The following is a 15,345-nucleotide window of genomic DNA, read 5'->3' as shown; positions in this document are numbered from 1 at the left end:
CGAAAGCCACTTTCGGGACATCAGACGTCGCGAAAGTGGCTTTCGCGACACGCACTGAGTGACCGGAACCGGTCAAGAGCCAGTGCTGGATTTCGCTGGAGCGAACGAGAACTGCGCCGGGTTCTGCGGCACCCAGAACGCCATCACGGCGGTGAGAAACGTGGTACCGATGAGAAAACCGAACGCGGCGGTGTAGGAGAAAGTGTCGGCTAGCCAGCCCATCGCGACCGGCGCGACCGCGCCGGCCACCTGGCCGCCGAAGTTCATCACTCCCATGCCGATCCCGGTGACCGCAGTGGGCAGTACGCGCAGCGGCAGGCCGAAGACCGCCATCGTCGCCATGCCGAACACCGCGAGGGCGAGCGTCTCGTAGAGCGTGAACTCCGCGGTGCTGTCCGCGTTCACCATCAACGTCAGCAGCACCACGGTCACGAGCGCGATCGAGCCGAGGTACCAGCGGCCGTGGTCGTGGAAGTACCGGTCGAACAGCCAGCCGCCGAGGATGGTCGTCCCGATGCTGACCAGCATCGGGATCGCGGCCAGGATCCCGGTCTGGCTCAACGACAGACCCCTCGACTCCAGCAGATAGCTGGGCACCCAGGTGATCATCCCGTAGTTGAGCATGTTGGTGACGCAGAACAGCAGGGTGAACTTCCAGATCACCGGCGACTTCAAGACCTGTTTCCGGGACACCTCGGGGTTTTTGACCTCGTCGCGCGGGAGGCTGCTCAGCCTTTCGGGCAGTGCCTTGGGCAGGATCGTCCACACGGCCACGCCGATGAGCGCGCCGACCCCGGCCATCCAGAAGAACGTGTGCCGCCAGCCGACCGCCATCAGCAGCGGGCCGACGATCAGCGGCGCCAGGCCTGCGCCGATTCCGCCCGCGGAAAGCATCACGCCGGTCACCGTCGCGCGATTGCCGGGGGTGGTTCGTTCGGCGATCGCCTTGAACGACGCCGCCGGGAAAAGTCCTTGGCATACACCGAAAAGGCCACGGACGACGAGCAGCATGCCGAAGGTGCCCGCCATCCCGGTCATCGCGGTGAACGCCGACCAGAGCAGCAGCGTGACCAGCATCGGCCCGCGCGAGCCGTACCGGTCGGCGAGGAAACCCGCCGGGATCTGGCAGACCATGTACACCAGCGCGAACACGGTGACGAGCCAGCCTTGTTCGGTCTTGCTGAGCTCGAATTCGGCGCCGATCATCGGCAGCGCCATCCCGATCGAGAACCGGTCGATGTAGTCGACCGCCCACGCGCACACCATCACCACCATCGTGATGAGCGCCGTCCGGTTGATCCGCCGTGCTGTCCAGGTGTCCTCATTGACCACTGCCGTCATGGCGCCTCCGCGGGATCTTCGGGAGAGAAAGGGAGAACGGCGCGAGCGTGGCGCCGATCACTCATTCTGAAACGCGGTCGCCGGGCGGAGTTCGTGCGATCACACGAACATCGGTCGTCCTTTCGGGACGGGAGACCAAGGTCAGTCTTCGGTGCCCGGCGGCCCGGTCCGCGCGTCACGGGGCAGCAGCCGCAATTGCAACATCGCGGCGAACCTCTCCCCCGCGTCGTCGAGGTCGATCTCGCCGACTTCGGCGAGGCGCCGCAGCCGGTAGCGGAAGGTGTTCGGATGGACATAGGCCGACGCGGACGCGGCTCCGATGTCGCCGAACGCGTCGAGCCAGCACCGAAGGGTGTGCACCAGTTGCGACTGGTGCTGGGCGTCGTAGGCGAGCAACCGCGCGACCGGTCCCGTCGCGACGTCTCCTCTGGCCGCGGCGAGGTCGGCCAGCTCCAGCATGAGCGCGTCGACGTGGACGTCTTCGGCGGTCGCGACGCGTTTGGCGCCGCCATTGGTGAGCAGCACGCGCAACGCCCGGTCCGCACCGTCGCGGGAGGCGTGGAGACCGGACGCGTCGAGCGCGAGCGGTCCGATGCCGATCGCGGCCGCCGCCCGGCGTCCCGTGCGCTCCAGGAAGGTCGACGCGACCCGCACCGAGCGTTCCTGGCAGTCGGTCTGACCGCCGGGCATCGGGAGAATCCCGTACGCGACGTCGCCGACCAGCGCGACGGCTGACCGGGGCTGGACGGCGCTCAGGTGCATGGCCAGCGCGTCCGCGACCCGCTGGCGGTCCGCGACCAGCCGGAGATCGTCCTCGGGATCGGGTGCGCCGAACAGTCCCATGGCGAGCACGATCGACGGCTGGCCGAGCAGCCCGAGCCGGGCGATGGCCTCCGGCGCGCCGGACCCTCCTTCGAGTGCCGTGCTCACCAGATCCGCGCGCAGCCGCCGCTCGACGTCGGCACCCGCGCGCAACCGGAGCAGATGCAACGCGACGAGTTTGGCGGCGTCGATCAGCGCCTGGGTCCGCTCGTCGCTGAGCGGTTCCCGCACCGCGGCCCAGATCGATCCGAGCACCTCGTCGCCGGCGCGGACGGCGAGCGCCACGCGGGGCAGCGCGATGGCGCTGTCGTCGTACCGCTGCGGATCGACGTACACGGGTGCCTGGTCCCGGTACAGCTTCTCGAAGACGCCGTCCTTTTCGAGACCGCGGGCGAACCGCTCCGGCACCTGTCTGCCGAGGATCGTTTCCACCCGTGACGGATCCGCTTCGTCCTGGCGCCCGGAGAACGCGAGGATCCGGTTGTTGCGATCCTCGATGGTCACCGGCGCGTCGATGAGCGCGGCGATCGCGTTGGCCAGCGCGAACAGATCACCCGAAGGCATTCCACCGAGGGTCTGCGGTGAGACCTCGCCGACGTCCTCTTCGGCGAGCAACGTCCTGAGCATGGCGGCGAGCTGCGCCCAGGACGCGCCTCGCGCGAGCCCCAGCAGGGCGACCCCGGACGACTCCGCGGCCCGCCGGAGTTCCGGCGCCGGGGTGACGGGAGAGCGGACGACGAGCGCCGCCGCGCCTCTCGCACCCACGTCGTGCAGGAGGCGAACGACCTCGTCCTGGTCCCGCACCCCGACGCCGAGCACGACGGCACCGCCAGGGATGTCGGATTCGTCGTGCGGATCGTGGATGACCACCCCGCCGAGTTGCTTGCGGGTGGTCCGGCCGACCGCGACCGGCTCCAGGAGCACGTCCCCGAGGTCTTCGAGGACGCGTCCCAAGCTCGTATGCGGCTTGCTGGGCACGGGTGTCAGCACCCCCCGAAGTTAGCCCCGGCGTCGCCGAACCGACCGGTTCGATCCGACCAAATCTAACCCCGGAATTCGTAGAACGCTACGAACCGATCCACGCTTTCTCCGTGGTGACCTCGTCCAGCAGGCCGGGAATCGGAGTCACGCCGAGCCCGGGCCCGGTCGGCACCGGCAGATGCCCGGCGTCGAGCACGAACGGCTCGGTGATGTCGGTGCGGTAGAACCGGCCGGACGCCGAGGTGTCACCCGGCAGCGTGAAACCGGGCAGCGAGGCCAGCGCGACGTTCGCCGCCCGGCCGAGCCCGGTCTCGATCATCCCGCCGCACCACACCGCGACCCCGTGCGCCGCGCAGACGTCGTGCACCCGGCGGGCTTCGAGGTACCCGCCGACCCGGCCCGGTTTGATGTTGACGATCTGGCAGGCACCGAGTTTGATCGCGTCCGCGGCGGCCTTGGCCGAGACGATCGACTCGTCGAGGCAGATCGGCGTCCGGATCCGCTTGGCCAGTTCGGCGTGGCCGAGTACGTCCTCTTCTTCGAGCGGCTGCTCGATCAGCAGCAGGTCGAACGGGTCCAGCCGGGCCAGCAAGGGGGCGTCGCCCAGCGTGTACGCGGTGTTCGCGTCGACCTGCAGCAGCACGTCGTCACCGAAACGCTCGCGCACCTGCCGGACCGGTTCGACGTCCCAGCCGGGCTCGATCTTCAGCTTGATCCGGACGTAACCCTCGTCGAGGTAGCCGCCGACGACGTCGAGCAGGCGCGGGATCGAATCCATGATGCCGACCGAGACCCCGCAGGCCACGGAGTCGCGAGTGGACCCCAGCTCGGCCGCGAAGGACCGGTCGTGCGCACGTAGTTCGGCGTCGAGGACCGCCATCTCCAACGCGCCCTTCGCCATCCGGTGACCTTTGAACTTCGCCAGCAACGGTGTCACCTTGTGCGCGGTCACGTCCTCGGCCGCCAGCAGGGTGGGGATCAGATGGTTCCGTAGGACGTGCTCGGCGGCGTCGTTGTACTCCGACGAGTAGAGCGGCGCCTCCATCGCCACACATTCGCCCCAGCCCTCGCCCGCCGGGGTCACCGCGCGGACCAGCAGCAGTTCCCGTTCGGACTGCGTTCCGAACGACGTCCGGAACGGGGCCACGAGCGGCATCCGGACCCGGCGCAGTTCCACACCGCTGAGTTTCACGACTGCTCCTTCGAGATCACGTACCAGCCGGCACGATCGAAACCGGCGACGTGGGCGTTGTCCGCCATCAGTCCGCCGAGGACTTCGCGCAGCGCGACGCGCCACGCGTCGCCGCGTCCGGGATCGGTGCGGCGCAAGCGTTCGATGTCGGGCGGGACCGCGACGAGCACGGTAGGCGTGTCCGCGGATCCGATGCTCGGACCACCGTCGGGGCCGACCGAGAGCGCCCTCGCCGCGCCCAGCGCTTCCGCGTCGATGAGGACCGGTTCGCCGAAGGCCGCCGCGCGAACCTCCGGGCTCCGGAGATCCCAGCCGACCATCAGCCGGTCGGTGTCACCCGAACCGTTGATGTCGTCCTCCATCGGACCGTAGAAGTCGGGCAGGTAACCGATCGGGCGCGCGCCGAGTTTGCCGAGGTTGAAGTAGGCGTTGCGCCGCACCAGTGGGTCGAACGTCCAGGTGATCACCGAGACGTCCTGGTGCAGCGCCCATCCGCGCTGGTGCAGTTTGAGCGCGTGCCCGATCCCGCGGCCCGCGCCCGCCTTGGCGACACCGGCGATATGGCTGTGCAGACTCGCCTTTCCCGGGCTCCCGAAGAAACCGAAACAAGCGCCCAGCAGTTCACCGTTCCCGAAAGCGCCCGCGACGTAGTTCCCTGCCGTGGACATCGCGCGGAGCAGTTCCGTGCTCACCGGCCTGCCGCCTGGCCCGGACCGCCAGATCGACTCGAACAGGCCGACCACGGCGGCCAGATCGGTGATTTCGGTCAGTTCGCGGATTTCGACGCCCGAAGCCGCGGCCGCGGCCCGCGCGGCGGCGACAGCCTCGTCGCGTACCGCCGCCGACGCCGGGCTTTCCGCGTTCGCAGCAAGATTTGTCACGGGGCAATCCTTTCCCGGCACCTCGGCCGAGTCACCGTCGTGCCGTACCAGATTCGCCCGCGGGATTCGTCGCACCGGACGGACCCCGCTTCGCGAGGACGTTTTCCACGAGCGCGGCCAGCAAGGCGGTACGGCGCGGCAGTTCCGCGACGATGACGTGTTCGTGATCCGCGTGCGCCCCGCCACCGACGGCGCCGAGGCCGTCCAGCGTCGGAACGCCCATCCCGGCGGTGTAGTTGCCGTCCGAGGCACCGCCGACCGACGCGGACGTCAGCTCTCCGAGCCCGAGTTCCTCCGCCAGTTCGCCTGCCAAGGCGAACAGTCCCGCCGACGAACCTTCTTCCAGTGGCGGCCGGTTGATCCCGCCGGTCACGCGGACCTCGGCGCCTTCCACTACCGGCCGGAGTCCCCGGATGGCCCGGTCGACACGGAGTTGTTCGGCCTCGTTCCAGACACGGACGTCGACGGCGACCCGCGCGGCGGCCGGAACGGTGTTGACCGTCGTGCCTGCCGAAACGACCGTGGGTGTCACGCTGGTCCCGGCACCGGGATCGGCGAGCGCGGCCACGGCGAGGATCTGGTGGGAGATCTCGACCCCCGCGTTGACACCCTTCTCCGGTTCGAGCCCGGCGTGCGCGGCGCGGCCGGTCACCTCCACCCGGTAGTGGGAAACGCCTTTGCGGCGGCACTTCAGCGCGCCGCCGTCGGCCGAAGCCTCCAGCACGAACGCGGCGTCGCATCCCGCCGAAGTCTCCTCGATCAGCGCACGGGAGGACGGCGAGCCGATCTCCTCGTCGCCGGTGACCAAAATGGACAGTCCGTCGCGATCGGGAACGGCAGCGGCGGCGTGCATCGCCATCACGACCCCCGCCTTCATGTCGAAGCAACCGGGTCCGCGCAACACTCCGTCCCGCACGGAGAACGGATGGGTCTCCAGTGAACCGTGCGGCCATACCGTGTCGTGGTGACCGAGCAGCAGGACACGAGGCGGTCCGGCGCCGAAGCTCCAGCGGAGGTGGGTGACGCCGTCGACGACGATCTTCTCGGGGTCCATGCCGAGCAGTCTCCGGCCGACCCCGGCCACCACTTCGGCGCTGCGGGCCACCGCTTCGTGATCCGACGACGGCGACTCGCAGCGTACGAGCGTCTCGATGTCCGCGAGCAGGTCGCTCATCGCGGCTCACCCCGCAGCGGCTTGCCGGGGAACGCGTCCGTGCGCAGATTCCCGTCGGTGACGACCGGGACACCCGAGACGAACAGGTGCCGGACGCCGACGGAGGGCCGCGTCGAGTCGAAATAGGTCGCCGCGTCGGTGATCGCGTGCGGGTCGATCACGACGATGTCCGCGTCGGCACCGACGTTGAGCCGCCCCTTCGCCAGGGCCCCGGGAGCGACCTCGTCGAGCACCCTGGCCGGCAGATAGGAGCAGCGCCGGAACGCCTCCAGCCAGGTCCAGGCCTTGCTCTCGCGCACCATCAGGCGCAACGTCTTGGCGTAGGTGCCGGCCGTGCGCGGATGGGTCGCGCCGCCGGGCGGCAGCGGCCATTCGGTGCTCTCGCTGGTGCCGTTCTTCCAGTACACGGGCAGCGCGTCGCTGGCGACGATGGCGTCCGGGAACGCGAGCGCCTGGCGCAGCAGTCCGAGGTCGTGCGGGCTGCTTTCGTCGAGGAACTCCAGGATGCACGGCGCGCCGGGATCCTCGGCGCGCACCTGGAGCAGGCGGCCTTCGTCGGCGATGCGCTCCCCCGACTCCAGCATGATCACGCTGGACGGGGACAGTCCCTTCATCTTCAAGCGCTCGGGCGAAAGGAAGGCGGCGCCGATCCCCGTGCTGCCCGCACCGTACGGATAGGCCTCGACGGTCACCCGCGACCCCGCCGCCCGGCCGGCTTCGAGCGCCGTTAGCACCCGCTCGATCTGGTGGCCGGACGTGCTGTTCACGTGACAGTGGTGCATCGCGGCGCCGGTCTCGGCCGCGACGATCGCGATCTCGGCCGAACCGTCGATCGGCGTCTCCGGGTTCACCTCGACCAATTCACGGACATGGGTGTACGTCGGCGCCCCGGCCTCCTTGGCCAGCCGGGCCAGCGCGAGGAACTCGCCGGGGTCGGTGTCGGGCGCGTAACCGAGCAACACGCCGACGCCGAGCGCGCCCGCGGCCAGCTCACCGTCCATAAGGGACAGCCACGCCGCGAGTTCCTTCGGTGAGGAAGTCCGTTGCCAGGCCGGGTTTCCGAGCACCGCCAGCCCGCTGTCGATATTCGCGTCCGGCTCGATCCCGGCGAGCACCTGCGCCCGCGCCGCACCCCAGGAGGCGGAAAATCCGTAGTGCAGCGGACGTCCCGCGGCGGCAGCCTCGGCGTAGGCCCGCTCGATCGGCATCAACCCGGCCTCGAGGTCGAGCGCGGTCGTCACACCGTCCATCGCCTGCAGCCGCTGGCCCGCGATGGTGTGCACGTGGCTGTGCAGGTCGATGAAGCCCGGCCCGACGACGAGCCCGGAGACGTCGATCTCCACATCGCCCGGCTCCGCGGTCAAACCCGCCCCGACGGCGGTGACCACCCCGTCGGATACCAGCACGTCGGCCGTGTCGTCGAACCCCGTCGCCGGATCGATGACACGACCGCCACGCAAGAGTGTCCGCATGCTTCTCCTCCTAGGATCGCCTCGTTCATGGCGACCCTAGGAGGTTTCGGCGGGCGTCCGTTCGTACCGCGCGACGAATCCGGACCCCTCGGTCCATCCGCCCGCACGAACCGCTGGCGGTTCCCAGCCGGTCAGCGGCCGCGGTGCTCGGCGATGATCTCCGCGTACCGGTGCCCACTCGCCTTGACCGTGCGGACCTGTGTGTCGTAGTCGACCCGCACGAGCCCGAACCGCTTGCTCAGCCCGCTGTCCCATTCGAAGTTGTCGAGCAACGACCAGGCGAAGTAGCCCTTCACCGGAGCGCCCGCTTCGGCGGCGCCCGCCACCGCGCCCAGATGTTCTTCCAGGTAGGCGATACGGTCGGCGTCGTGGACCGATCCGTCCTCGGCGACCTTGTCGTCGAAGGCCGCCCCGCTCTCGGTGACGTAGACGGCGCGAGCGCCGTACTCGTCGGCGAGCCGGTGGATCAGGTCCGCCAGCCCCTGCCCGTGGATCTCCCAGCCCATCGCGGTGGTGGCCGCGCCCTCGACCGGCACCTGACGGGCGCGCGGGGCGGGACCGTCCGGATCGTCCTCGACGATCTGCCGGAAGTAGTAGTTCAACCCGTGGTAGCCGACCGGGGCCGAGATCACCTCCAGATCGTCCCCGGCCACGGGTGGTTCGACGCCGTAGACCTCGATCATGTCCGCGGGGTAGCCGCGGCCGTTCGACGGGTCGAGCCACCAGCGGTTGACATGCCCGTCCATGCGCGCCGCCGCTTCGACGTCCGCGGCGGAGTCCGACGCCGGCTCGATCCCGCTGAGATTGACCACCAGGCCGATGTTCGCGGGCTGGGCGGCGTTCGCGGTGATCGCCCGCACCCCGAGACCGTGCGCGAGCAGGAGATGGTGCGAGGCGTGAATCGCCTGCTTGAGATCCTTGATCCCGGGCGCGAAACGCCCTTCGAGGTAGCCGAGCCAGGCCGAACACAGTGGTTCGTTGACGGTGTTCCAGTCCTTCACCCGGTCACCCAGCCGAGCCGCCACAACGGCGGCGTAGTCCGCGTACGCATACGCCGTGTCACGCTCGGGCCAGCCGCCCTCCAGCGCGGAAGGCAAGTCCCAGTGGAACAGCGTGGCGAACGGCCGGATCCCGGCTTCGAGCAGCGCGTCGACCAGCCGGTCGTAGAAGTCGAGACCGGCCGGGTTGACCGCGCCGCGACCGGTCGGGATCACCCGCGGCCAGGCGACGGAGAAACGATAGGCGTCGAGGCCCAGCTTCTTCATGATGGCGAGATCCTCCGGCCAGCGCCGGTAGTGATCACACGCGACGTCGGCGGTGTCGCCGTTCAGGACGGCACCCGGGACCCGGACGAAATCGTCCCAGATGGACGGGAGGCGGCCGTCGGCGTCGACGGCGCCTTCGACCTGGTACGCGGCGGTGGCCGCACCCCACAGGAAATCGGCGGGCAGGCGCAGAGTCAAGGCGGACCTCTCTGTACGGAGCGACGGGCAGGTCATTTCACGGCACCGGCGGTGAGCCCGGCGACGAGATAACGCTGGAGCAGCAGGAATCCGGCGACCACCGGGACGGAAACGATCAGGGACGCGGCCATGACCTGGTTCCAGTACACCTGGACCTGGGTCGAATACTCCTGGAGGCCGACCGCGAGGGTCCGCGTGCCCGAATCGGTCATCACCGACGCGAACAGGACCTCGCCCCAGGCCGTCATGAACGAGTAGATCCCCACCGCGACGATGCCCGGCATCGCCGCGGGGATGACCACGCGGACCAGCGCGCCGAGCGGCCCGGTGCCGTCGACCATCGCGGCCTCGTCGAGTTCCTTCGGGATCGAGTCGATGTAGCCGGCGAGCATCCAGATCGCGAACGGCAGCGAGAAGGTCAGGTAGGTGATGATCAGCCCGAGGCGCGAGCCGTACAGGACGATGCCGGTGGTGTTGCCGATGTTGACGAAGATGAGGAACAGCGGCAGCAGGAACAGGATGCCGGGGAACATCTGCGTGGACAGCACGGTCATCTTGAAGAAGTTCTTGCCACGGAAGCGGAACCGGCTCAGGGCGTACGCCGCGAAGATCGCGATCACCACCGAGAGGATCGCCGCCGAGCCGGAGATGACCAGACTGTTCACGAAGTACTCGGCGAGCGGGATGGTCTCCCAGATGTCGAAGAACGGCTGGATGGTCAGCGTCGTCGGCACCCATTCCCAGACGCCCTGCACGTCCCCGAGCGGCTTCAGCGACGACGAGACCATCACGTACAGCGGCACCAACGTGAACAAGGTGAGGAAGCCCAGGACGAATCGGCGGGCCCACGGGACCCAGCGAGGCTCAGACAATGGCGTTCCTCCTCCGCGCGGTCAGTCCCAAGTAGACGGTGCTGACGACGAGCAGGAAAAGCAGCAACAGCACCGACATCGCCGAGCCGAGGCCGAAGTTCCAGGTCACGAAGGAGCTCTGGTAGATGTGGATCGAGATCAGCGACGCCTCCTTCGGCGCGGACGCTCCGAAAAGGACATACGGCGTGTTGAAATCGTTGAAGGTCCACAGGAACAGCACCAGCAGGAGTACCTGATTGACCGGGCGCAGCATCGGCTGGGTGATGGCCTGGAACTGCCGCCACCAGCCCGCGCCGTCGATGGCCGCGGCTTCGTACAGTTCTCCGGGAATGTTCTGCAGCCCGGCCATCACGATCAGGAACGCGAACGGCCAGTTCCGCCAGACCGAGACCACCACCAGCGACCAGAAGCTGTTGTCCCCGATGAGCCAGAAGGAGTCGGTGCCCAGCAGGTCGTTCACCAGGCCGGTGTCCTTCTGGAACATGAACGACCAGGTGATCACGGCGGCGTACATCGGCAGCGCGTACGGCACCAGGAACAGGGTCCGGAGCAGGCCGCGGCCCCGGAAGTTCTTCTGCATCAGCACGGCGGCCGAAGTGCCGAAGAGCCAGCAGAACCCCACCGAGAGAACGGTGTAGAGGACAGTGATCCAGAACGAACCGAGCAGCGACTTCCCCGCCGCGGAGTCGAAGTCCAGGACGAACTTGTAGTTGTCCAGTCCCGCCGCCGGGGCGGACGAGAAGTCCCGGATGGAGAACTGCGTCAGCTTGAAGAAGCTCATCACGAGCCCGGCGATCATCGGGATGACGTGGACGAGCAGTTCGAGCAGGATCGCGGGGAGCAGGAGCAGATACGGCAGCGCGATGCCGCGCCGTTCGCGCCGGACACGCCGCGCCCCGGCCGGCTTCAGGGCCGGGGCGTCGTCGAGAGCGGTCGGCATCAACTACCGGCCGCGATCTGCTGGTCCGCCTGGTCCAACTGGTCCCGGATCTTGGCTCCGTCGACCGGCTTGCCCGCGGCGACGTCGGCGAACATCGCCTTCATCGCGGTGCCGATCAGGGTCTCGAACTGCGACTCCTGCGGCACCTGCGGCATCGGCTCGGCCGAATTCGCGAGCACGTTCTGGAAGACCTTGACGTCCTCGGTCTGGAACGCCGCGTCGCTGTAGGCGTCCTCGACGGTCGGCAGAGAACCGTAGGTCTTGTTGAGCAGCGCCTGCTCCGGCGCCGAGACCATGAACTTCACGAAGTCCAGCGCGGCGTCGGGGTTCTTGGTGTTCTTGAAGACCGCCATGTTGATGCCCGCGACGAAACTGGTCACCTTGCGGCCGTTCGGCGGGGCGGAGGCGGGCAGCGGGATCGGCGCGACACCGAGGTTCGCCATGTCCATTCCGATGTTCTTGAACGACCCCGCGGAGGCCTGGTTCATGAACATCGCGGCCTTGCCGTCCGACAGATCCTTGAGGGATTTGGCGGTGTCCGCGTATTCGGCGTTGGCCGGGTTGACGATCTTGTCCTTCTGCATCAGGTCGACGAACTGTTGCACGGCCGCGACCGACGGATCCGAAGCCAGCTGCGGTTTGCCCTCGGGAGTGAAGAACCGCGCACCGTGCTGGGCGCCGAGGATCGCCGCGTGGTGGCTGTTCTCGGTGACCTGACCCGCCTGGAGCGAGAGCCCCCACTGGCCCTTGTCGGGTTTGGTGAGCTTCTTGCCATCCTCGACGAGTTGCTCCCAGGTGGCGGGCGGCTTGGTGATCCCTGCCTCCGCGAAGAGTTTCTTGTTGTAGTACAGGCCGTACGCCTGGCCGTAGAGAGGTACGCCGACCGGCGGCTGCCCGCTCGCCCCGGTGGCCGCCAGCGACGGTCCGAGGAAACGCGACTTGCCACCGACCTTCTCCAGCGCGGCGTCGTCGAACGGCAGGAACGCCCCCGTCGCCTGCAACGAGGCCGACCAGGTGTTGCCGATGTTGAGCACGTCCGGCCCCTTGCCGGAGGTGGTGGCCGCGAGGATCCGGTTGAGCAGATCCGTCCACGGGACGACCTCGAGCTTGACCTTGATCCCGGAGGCCCTCTCGAACTTGTCGAGTTCGGGTTGCAGGACGGCCTTGTCGTTGTCGAGACTGGTGCCCTGGTTGGACGCCCAGTACACGAGCTCCTTGGGAGCACTGGACGACGTGTCGCCGCCGCCGCACGCCGTCGTGGCGGCGGCCGCCAGCGCCAGGACGAGCGCGGGAGCGATCTTTCCGATTCGCATCGATGGTCCTCGGGGTGAGTGGCCAAGCCGCGCCCGGAGCCTGTGACCCGGGACACGTCTTATTTCAGGGCTTGAGTTAAGCCTTGGCCAACCTTGCCGTCAAGACCTTGAACGCCAATTCGTCCGGCTCGTTCACTTCCTGGTCAGCACGGCGAAGGCTTCGCCGCGGTGGACGGCGAACAGTTCGAGCGCCTTCTCGCCGTCACGGGCACGAAGAGCGGCCGCCAGCCGACGATGCTCGGCCGGGATGCTCGCGAGATAGCCGTCGGAACTCACACCGATCCGGGTCAGCAGGAACAGGTGCACCTGCGACCGGATCGCCTGCCACGCCTCGACGAGCCTCCGATGACCGGACGCCGCGTACACCGCGTCGTGAAAGTCGATGTCACAGCGGACCATCTCGTGCTCGTCGCGTGCCCGGTCCATCCGGTCGACGACCTCGTCGATCGCCGCCAGGTCCGCCTCCGGCGCGTTCGCGACCACGAGCCGGACGGCCAGCTGTTCCAGCGCCGACCGCAGGCTGTCGAGCTCCGCGACGTCCACATCGGACAGTGTCGTGACGATCGCGCCGCGATGCCATTCGCTGCGGACCAGGCCCTCGCGCTCCAGTTTCAGCAGCGCTTCGCGCACCGGGCCGCGGCTGACGCCGAGCGCCGCCGAAAGCTCGACCTCGCGCAGCTGCGCGCCGGGCGGATAGGCGCCGCCGAAGATGGCGTCCCTGACCCTGTCGGCGACCTCGTCCGCCAGCCCGCGACGACGTGCCGGCACCACCCTGCCGGGTTCGCTCATCCTCATCCTTCCCACCGGAACGCCCGATACTAGCGATCCCCGCTCTTGTCCTAATGTTAACATTACGACAACCACCGCCCTGCCGGAAAGGATGCCCTGGATATGACCGTCCTCGACTCCCCCATCCCCCGCTTCCACCTCGCCATGCCGGTCGACGACCTCGCCGCCGCACGCGCCTTCTACGGCGAAGTCCTCGGTCTCGAACAGGGCCGCAGCTCCGACACGTGGATCGACTGGAACCTCCACGGCCACCAGTTCGTCACGCATCTCGCCCCGGAGCGGCCGCAGCGGATCCACAACCCCGTCGACGGACACGACGTTCCCGTGCCCCACTTCGGCTTGATCCTCACCGTGCCGGAGTTCCGGAAGCTCGCGGATCGGCTGCGCGCGGCGGACACCTCGTTCGTCATCGAGCCCTACGTCCGCTTCGAGGGACAGACCGGTGAACAGTGGACGATGTTCCTGCTGGACCCGGCTGGCAACGCTCTGGAGTTCAAGGCGTTCGCCGACGACTCGCAGGTCTTCGCCGCTTGACCGGCCAAGTCCGTGAAGGCCTCCATGAGGGACTTTGGGGGCCTTCACGGACAACCGATTGATAACCTGAAGATTATCAATCGGTTCCGCTTTCCGCGTTGATCAAGGGCAGGCGCGGCGAGAAGCTGGTCCTGACAGCGAGCCCGCTGACCACGGAAACCAGGGAGACGCCACCATGTTCGACCCCATCCTTCTCCGAGCCGCCGACGCCGAGATCGTCAGCGACGCGCCGGGCAGCGAGATCACGCTGCTGGCCGACTCGGACACCACCGACGGGGGCTTCACCGCGAATCGCGCGACTTTGAAGGACGGCGTCTTCGGCACCCCCGCCCATTTCCACACCCGCGCGACCGAGTTCTTCTTCGTACTCGAAGGGAAACTCCAGGTCCTCGTCGAGGAAGCACTGCACACGCTGGAGAAGGGTGACTTCCTCGCCGTGCCGCCCAAGGTGCCGCACGCGTTCGGCCCCGCCGCCGGCTCGGACGCCGACGTCCTGGTCACCTTCACGCCGGGCATGGCCCGCTTCGACTACTACCGGCTCCTCGACCGGGTCGCGCGTGGCGAAGCCGACCCGGCGGAGATCGCGGCCTCCTCGAAGCAATACGACAACCACTACGTCGACAGCCCGGTCTGGCGCGCCGCGCGCGGTCAGTGAGCGCTCAGTCGACGACCGCGGTCACCTCGACTTCGACGAGGTGCTCGGGCACGTCGAGGGCAGCGACACCGATCAGTGTTCCCGGCGGGACCGGGGTGCCGCCCAGCCTGGCGGCCGCCCGGTCCACGCCTTCGAGGAACAGCGCGAGTTTGTCCGGCGTCCAGTCGACGACGTAGACGGTCATCTTCGCGACGTCGTCGAAGGTGGCGCCGGCCTCGGCGAGCGCGGTGCCGACGTTCAGGTAGCACTGTTCGACCTGTGCCGCGAGGTCACCCTCGCCGACGAGGACACCGTCGGCGTCCCAGGAGACCTGCCCCGCGACGAAGACCAGCTTCGACCCGGTCGCGATCGACACCTGCCGGTAGGCGGGGATCTCCGGCAGTCCCGCGGGGTTCACCAGGGTGATGCTCATCCGTACTCCTCGTTCGTGGTCACTTGTGGTTACCCAGGAACTGTAGGAGAGTGTGCGACGACCTGGAAGAACGCACTTTTTCGTGACGGGGGAACCTTATGGTGCCCAAGCGGCTCAACGGTTCGGACGACGCCGATCTGATGCGGGCGGACTCGCTGGCGCGGGAGATCTTCTCCGACGTCGCCAACAAGTGGGCGCTCCTGATCATCGAGACGATCGGCGACCGCACCAGGCGGTTCACCGAACTGCGGAACGGCATCGAGGGCATCAGCCACAAGATGCTCACCCAGAACCTGCGCATGCTGGAGCGCAACGGCCTGATCGAGCGGACGGTGCACCCGACGGTGCCACCACGCGTCGACTACACCCTCACCGAGGCGGGGCACGGCCTCCGCGCCACGGTCGACGGGATGTGCGACTGGACCCACCGGTTCCTCGGCCACATCGAAGACTCGCGACGCCGATTCGACACGCCTGCCAACGGTTGACGCGCTACCCGAAGCC

Annotated in this window: 15 protein-coding genes; 3 read left to right on the top strand and 12 right to left on the bottom strand. The window is 68.3% G+C overall.

The features are described from left to right. Positions 1-72: 72 nt before the first annotated feature. The 11 genes from ACFVM3_RS26470 to ACFVM3_RS26420 form a co-directional block, all read right to left on the bottom strand. A complete protein-coding gene (locus ACFVM3_RS26470) occupies positions 73-1,341 on the bottom strand; it encodes an MFS transporter (RefSeq protein ID WP_378442688.1) in 1,269 nt (422 codons plus the stop codon). Between the two features lie 141 nt (positions 1,342-1,482). After that, positions 1,483-3,153: a PucR family transcriptional regulator gene (locus ACFVM3_RS26465; protein WP_378442687.1), complete on the bottom strand. Its 1,671-nt coding sequence runs from the start codon at positions 3,151-3,153 to the stop codon at positions 1,483-1,485. A 76-nt stretch (positions 3,154-3,229) separates the two neighbouring features. Then, on the bottom strand, positions 3,230-4,336 hold the full coding sequence (gene menC / locus ACFVM3_RS26460) for an o-succinylbenzoate synthase (RefSeq protein ID WP_378442686.1): 1,107 nt from the start codon (positions 4,334-4,336) through the stop codon (positions 3,230-3,232). Then, positions 4,333-5,217: a GNAT family N-acetyltransferase gene (locus ACFVM3_RS26455; RefSeq protein ID WP_378442685.1), complete on the bottom strand. Its 885-nt coding sequence runs from the start codon at positions 5,215-5,217 to the stop codon at positions 4,333-4,335. The genes menC and ACFVM3_RS26455 overlap by 4 nt, the downstream gene beginning before the upstream one ends. Before the next feature lie 31 nt (positions 5,218-5,248). Beyond that, positions 5,249-6,391, bottom strand: coding sequence for a M20 family metallopeptidase (locus ACFVM3_RS26450; RefSeq protein WP_378442684.1), 1,143 nt, complete (start codon positions 6,389-6,391; stop codon positions 5,249-5,251). Continuing rightward, a complete protein-coding gene (locus ACFVM3_RS26445; protein WP_378442683.1) occupies positions 6,388-7,863 on the bottom strand; it encodes an amidohydrolase family protein in 1,476 nt (491 codons plus the stop codon). The genes ACFVM3_RS26450 and ACFVM3_RS26445 overlap by 4 nt, the downstream gene beginning before the upstream one ends. Positions 7,864-7,994: 131 nt before the next feature. Continuing rightward, complete coding sequence (locus ACFVM3_RS26440) at positions 7,995-9,326, bottom strand: GH1 family beta-glucosidase (protein ID WP_378442682.1); 1,332 nt, start codon at positions 9,324-9,326, stop codon at positions 7,995-7,997. 32 nt (positions 9,327-9,358) lie between these two features. Continuing rightward, positions 9,359-10,198 carry a carbohydrate ABC transporter permease gene (locus ACFVM3_RS26435; RefSeq protein WP_378442681.1) on the bottom strand — a complete coding sequence of 280 codons (840 nt, stop codon included), beginning with the start codon at positions 10,196-10,198 and terminating at the stop codon, positions 9,359-9,361. Beyond that, the gene (locus ACFVM3_RS26430; protein WP_378442680.1) at positions 10,191-11,138 is read right to left on the bottom strand and encodes a carbohydrate ABC transporter permease; all 948 of its coding nucleotides are present in this window, start codon (positions 11,136-11,138) and stop codon (positions 10,191-10,193) included. Before ACFVM3_RS26430 ends, ACFVM3_RS26435 begins: the two co-directional genes overlap by 8 nt. Continuing rightward, a complete protein-coding gene (locus ACFVM3_RS26425) occupies positions 11,138-12,451 on the bottom strand; it encodes an ABC transporter substrate-binding protein (RefSeq protein WP_378442679.1) in 1,314 nt (437 codons plus the stop codon). Before ACFVM3_RS26425 ends, ACFVM3_RS26430 begins: the two co-directional genes overlap by 1 nt. Positions 12,452-12,583: 132 nt before the next feature. Continuing rightward, positions 12,584-13,240 (bottom strand): GntR family transcriptional regulator, encoded by a 657-nt coding sequence (locus ACFVM3_RS26420; RefSeq protein ID WP_378442678.1) that lies wholly within the window; start codon positions 13,238-13,240, stop codon positions 12,584-12,586. A 102-nt stretch (positions 13,241-13,342) separates the two neighbouring features. On the opposite strand from ACFVM3_RS26420, the gene ACFVM3_RS26415 reads away from it, so the two are divergent. Together ACFVM3_RS26415 and ACFVM3_RS26410 are read left to right on the top strand one after the other, a co-directional pair. After that, positions 13,343-13,774: a VOC family protein gene (locus ACFVM3_RS26415; protein ID WP_378442677.1), complete on the top strand. Its 432-nt coding sequence runs from the start codon at positions 13,343-13,345 to the stop codon at positions 13,772-13,774. A gap of 175 nt (positions 13,775-13,949) precedes the next feature. Then, positions 13,950-14,429 carry a cupin domain-containing protein gene (locus ACFVM3_RS26410; RefSeq protein WP_378442676.1) on the top strand — a complete coding sequence of 160 codons (480 nt, stop codon included), beginning with the start codon at positions 13,950-13,952 and terminating at the stop codon, positions 14,427-14,429. A gap of 4 nt (positions 14,430-14,433) precedes the next feature. Here the strand turns inward: ACFVM3_RS26410 and ACFVM3_RS26405 are convergent, their stop codons facing one another. Further along, positions 14,434-14,841: a RidA family protein gene (locus tag ACFVM3_RS26405; protein WP_378442675.1), complete on the bottom strand. Its 408-nt coding sequence runs from the start codon at positions 14,839-14,841 to the stop codon at positions 14,434-14,436. Positions 14,842-14,939: 98 nt separating this feature from the next. Here ACFVM3_RS26405 and ACFVM3_RS26400 point away from each other — a divergent pair, with 98 nt between their 5' ends. Beyond that, positions 14,940-15,329, top strand: a complete 390-nt coding sequence (locus ACFVM3_RS26400) for a winged helix-turn-helix transcriptional regulator (protein WP_378442674.1) — start codon at positions 14,940-14,942, stop codon at positions 15,327-15,329. The last annotated feature ends 16 nt before the right edge of the window (positions 15,330-15,345 follow it).

Origin of the sequence: Amycolatopsis sp. NPDC057786 (genome assembly GCF_042797905.1) — a bacterium.
GTDB lineage: Bacteria > Actinomycetota > Actinomycetes > Mycobacteriales > Pseudonocardiaceae > Amycolatopsis.
This window is presented reverse-complemented; position numbering and strand designations above follow the sequence as displayed.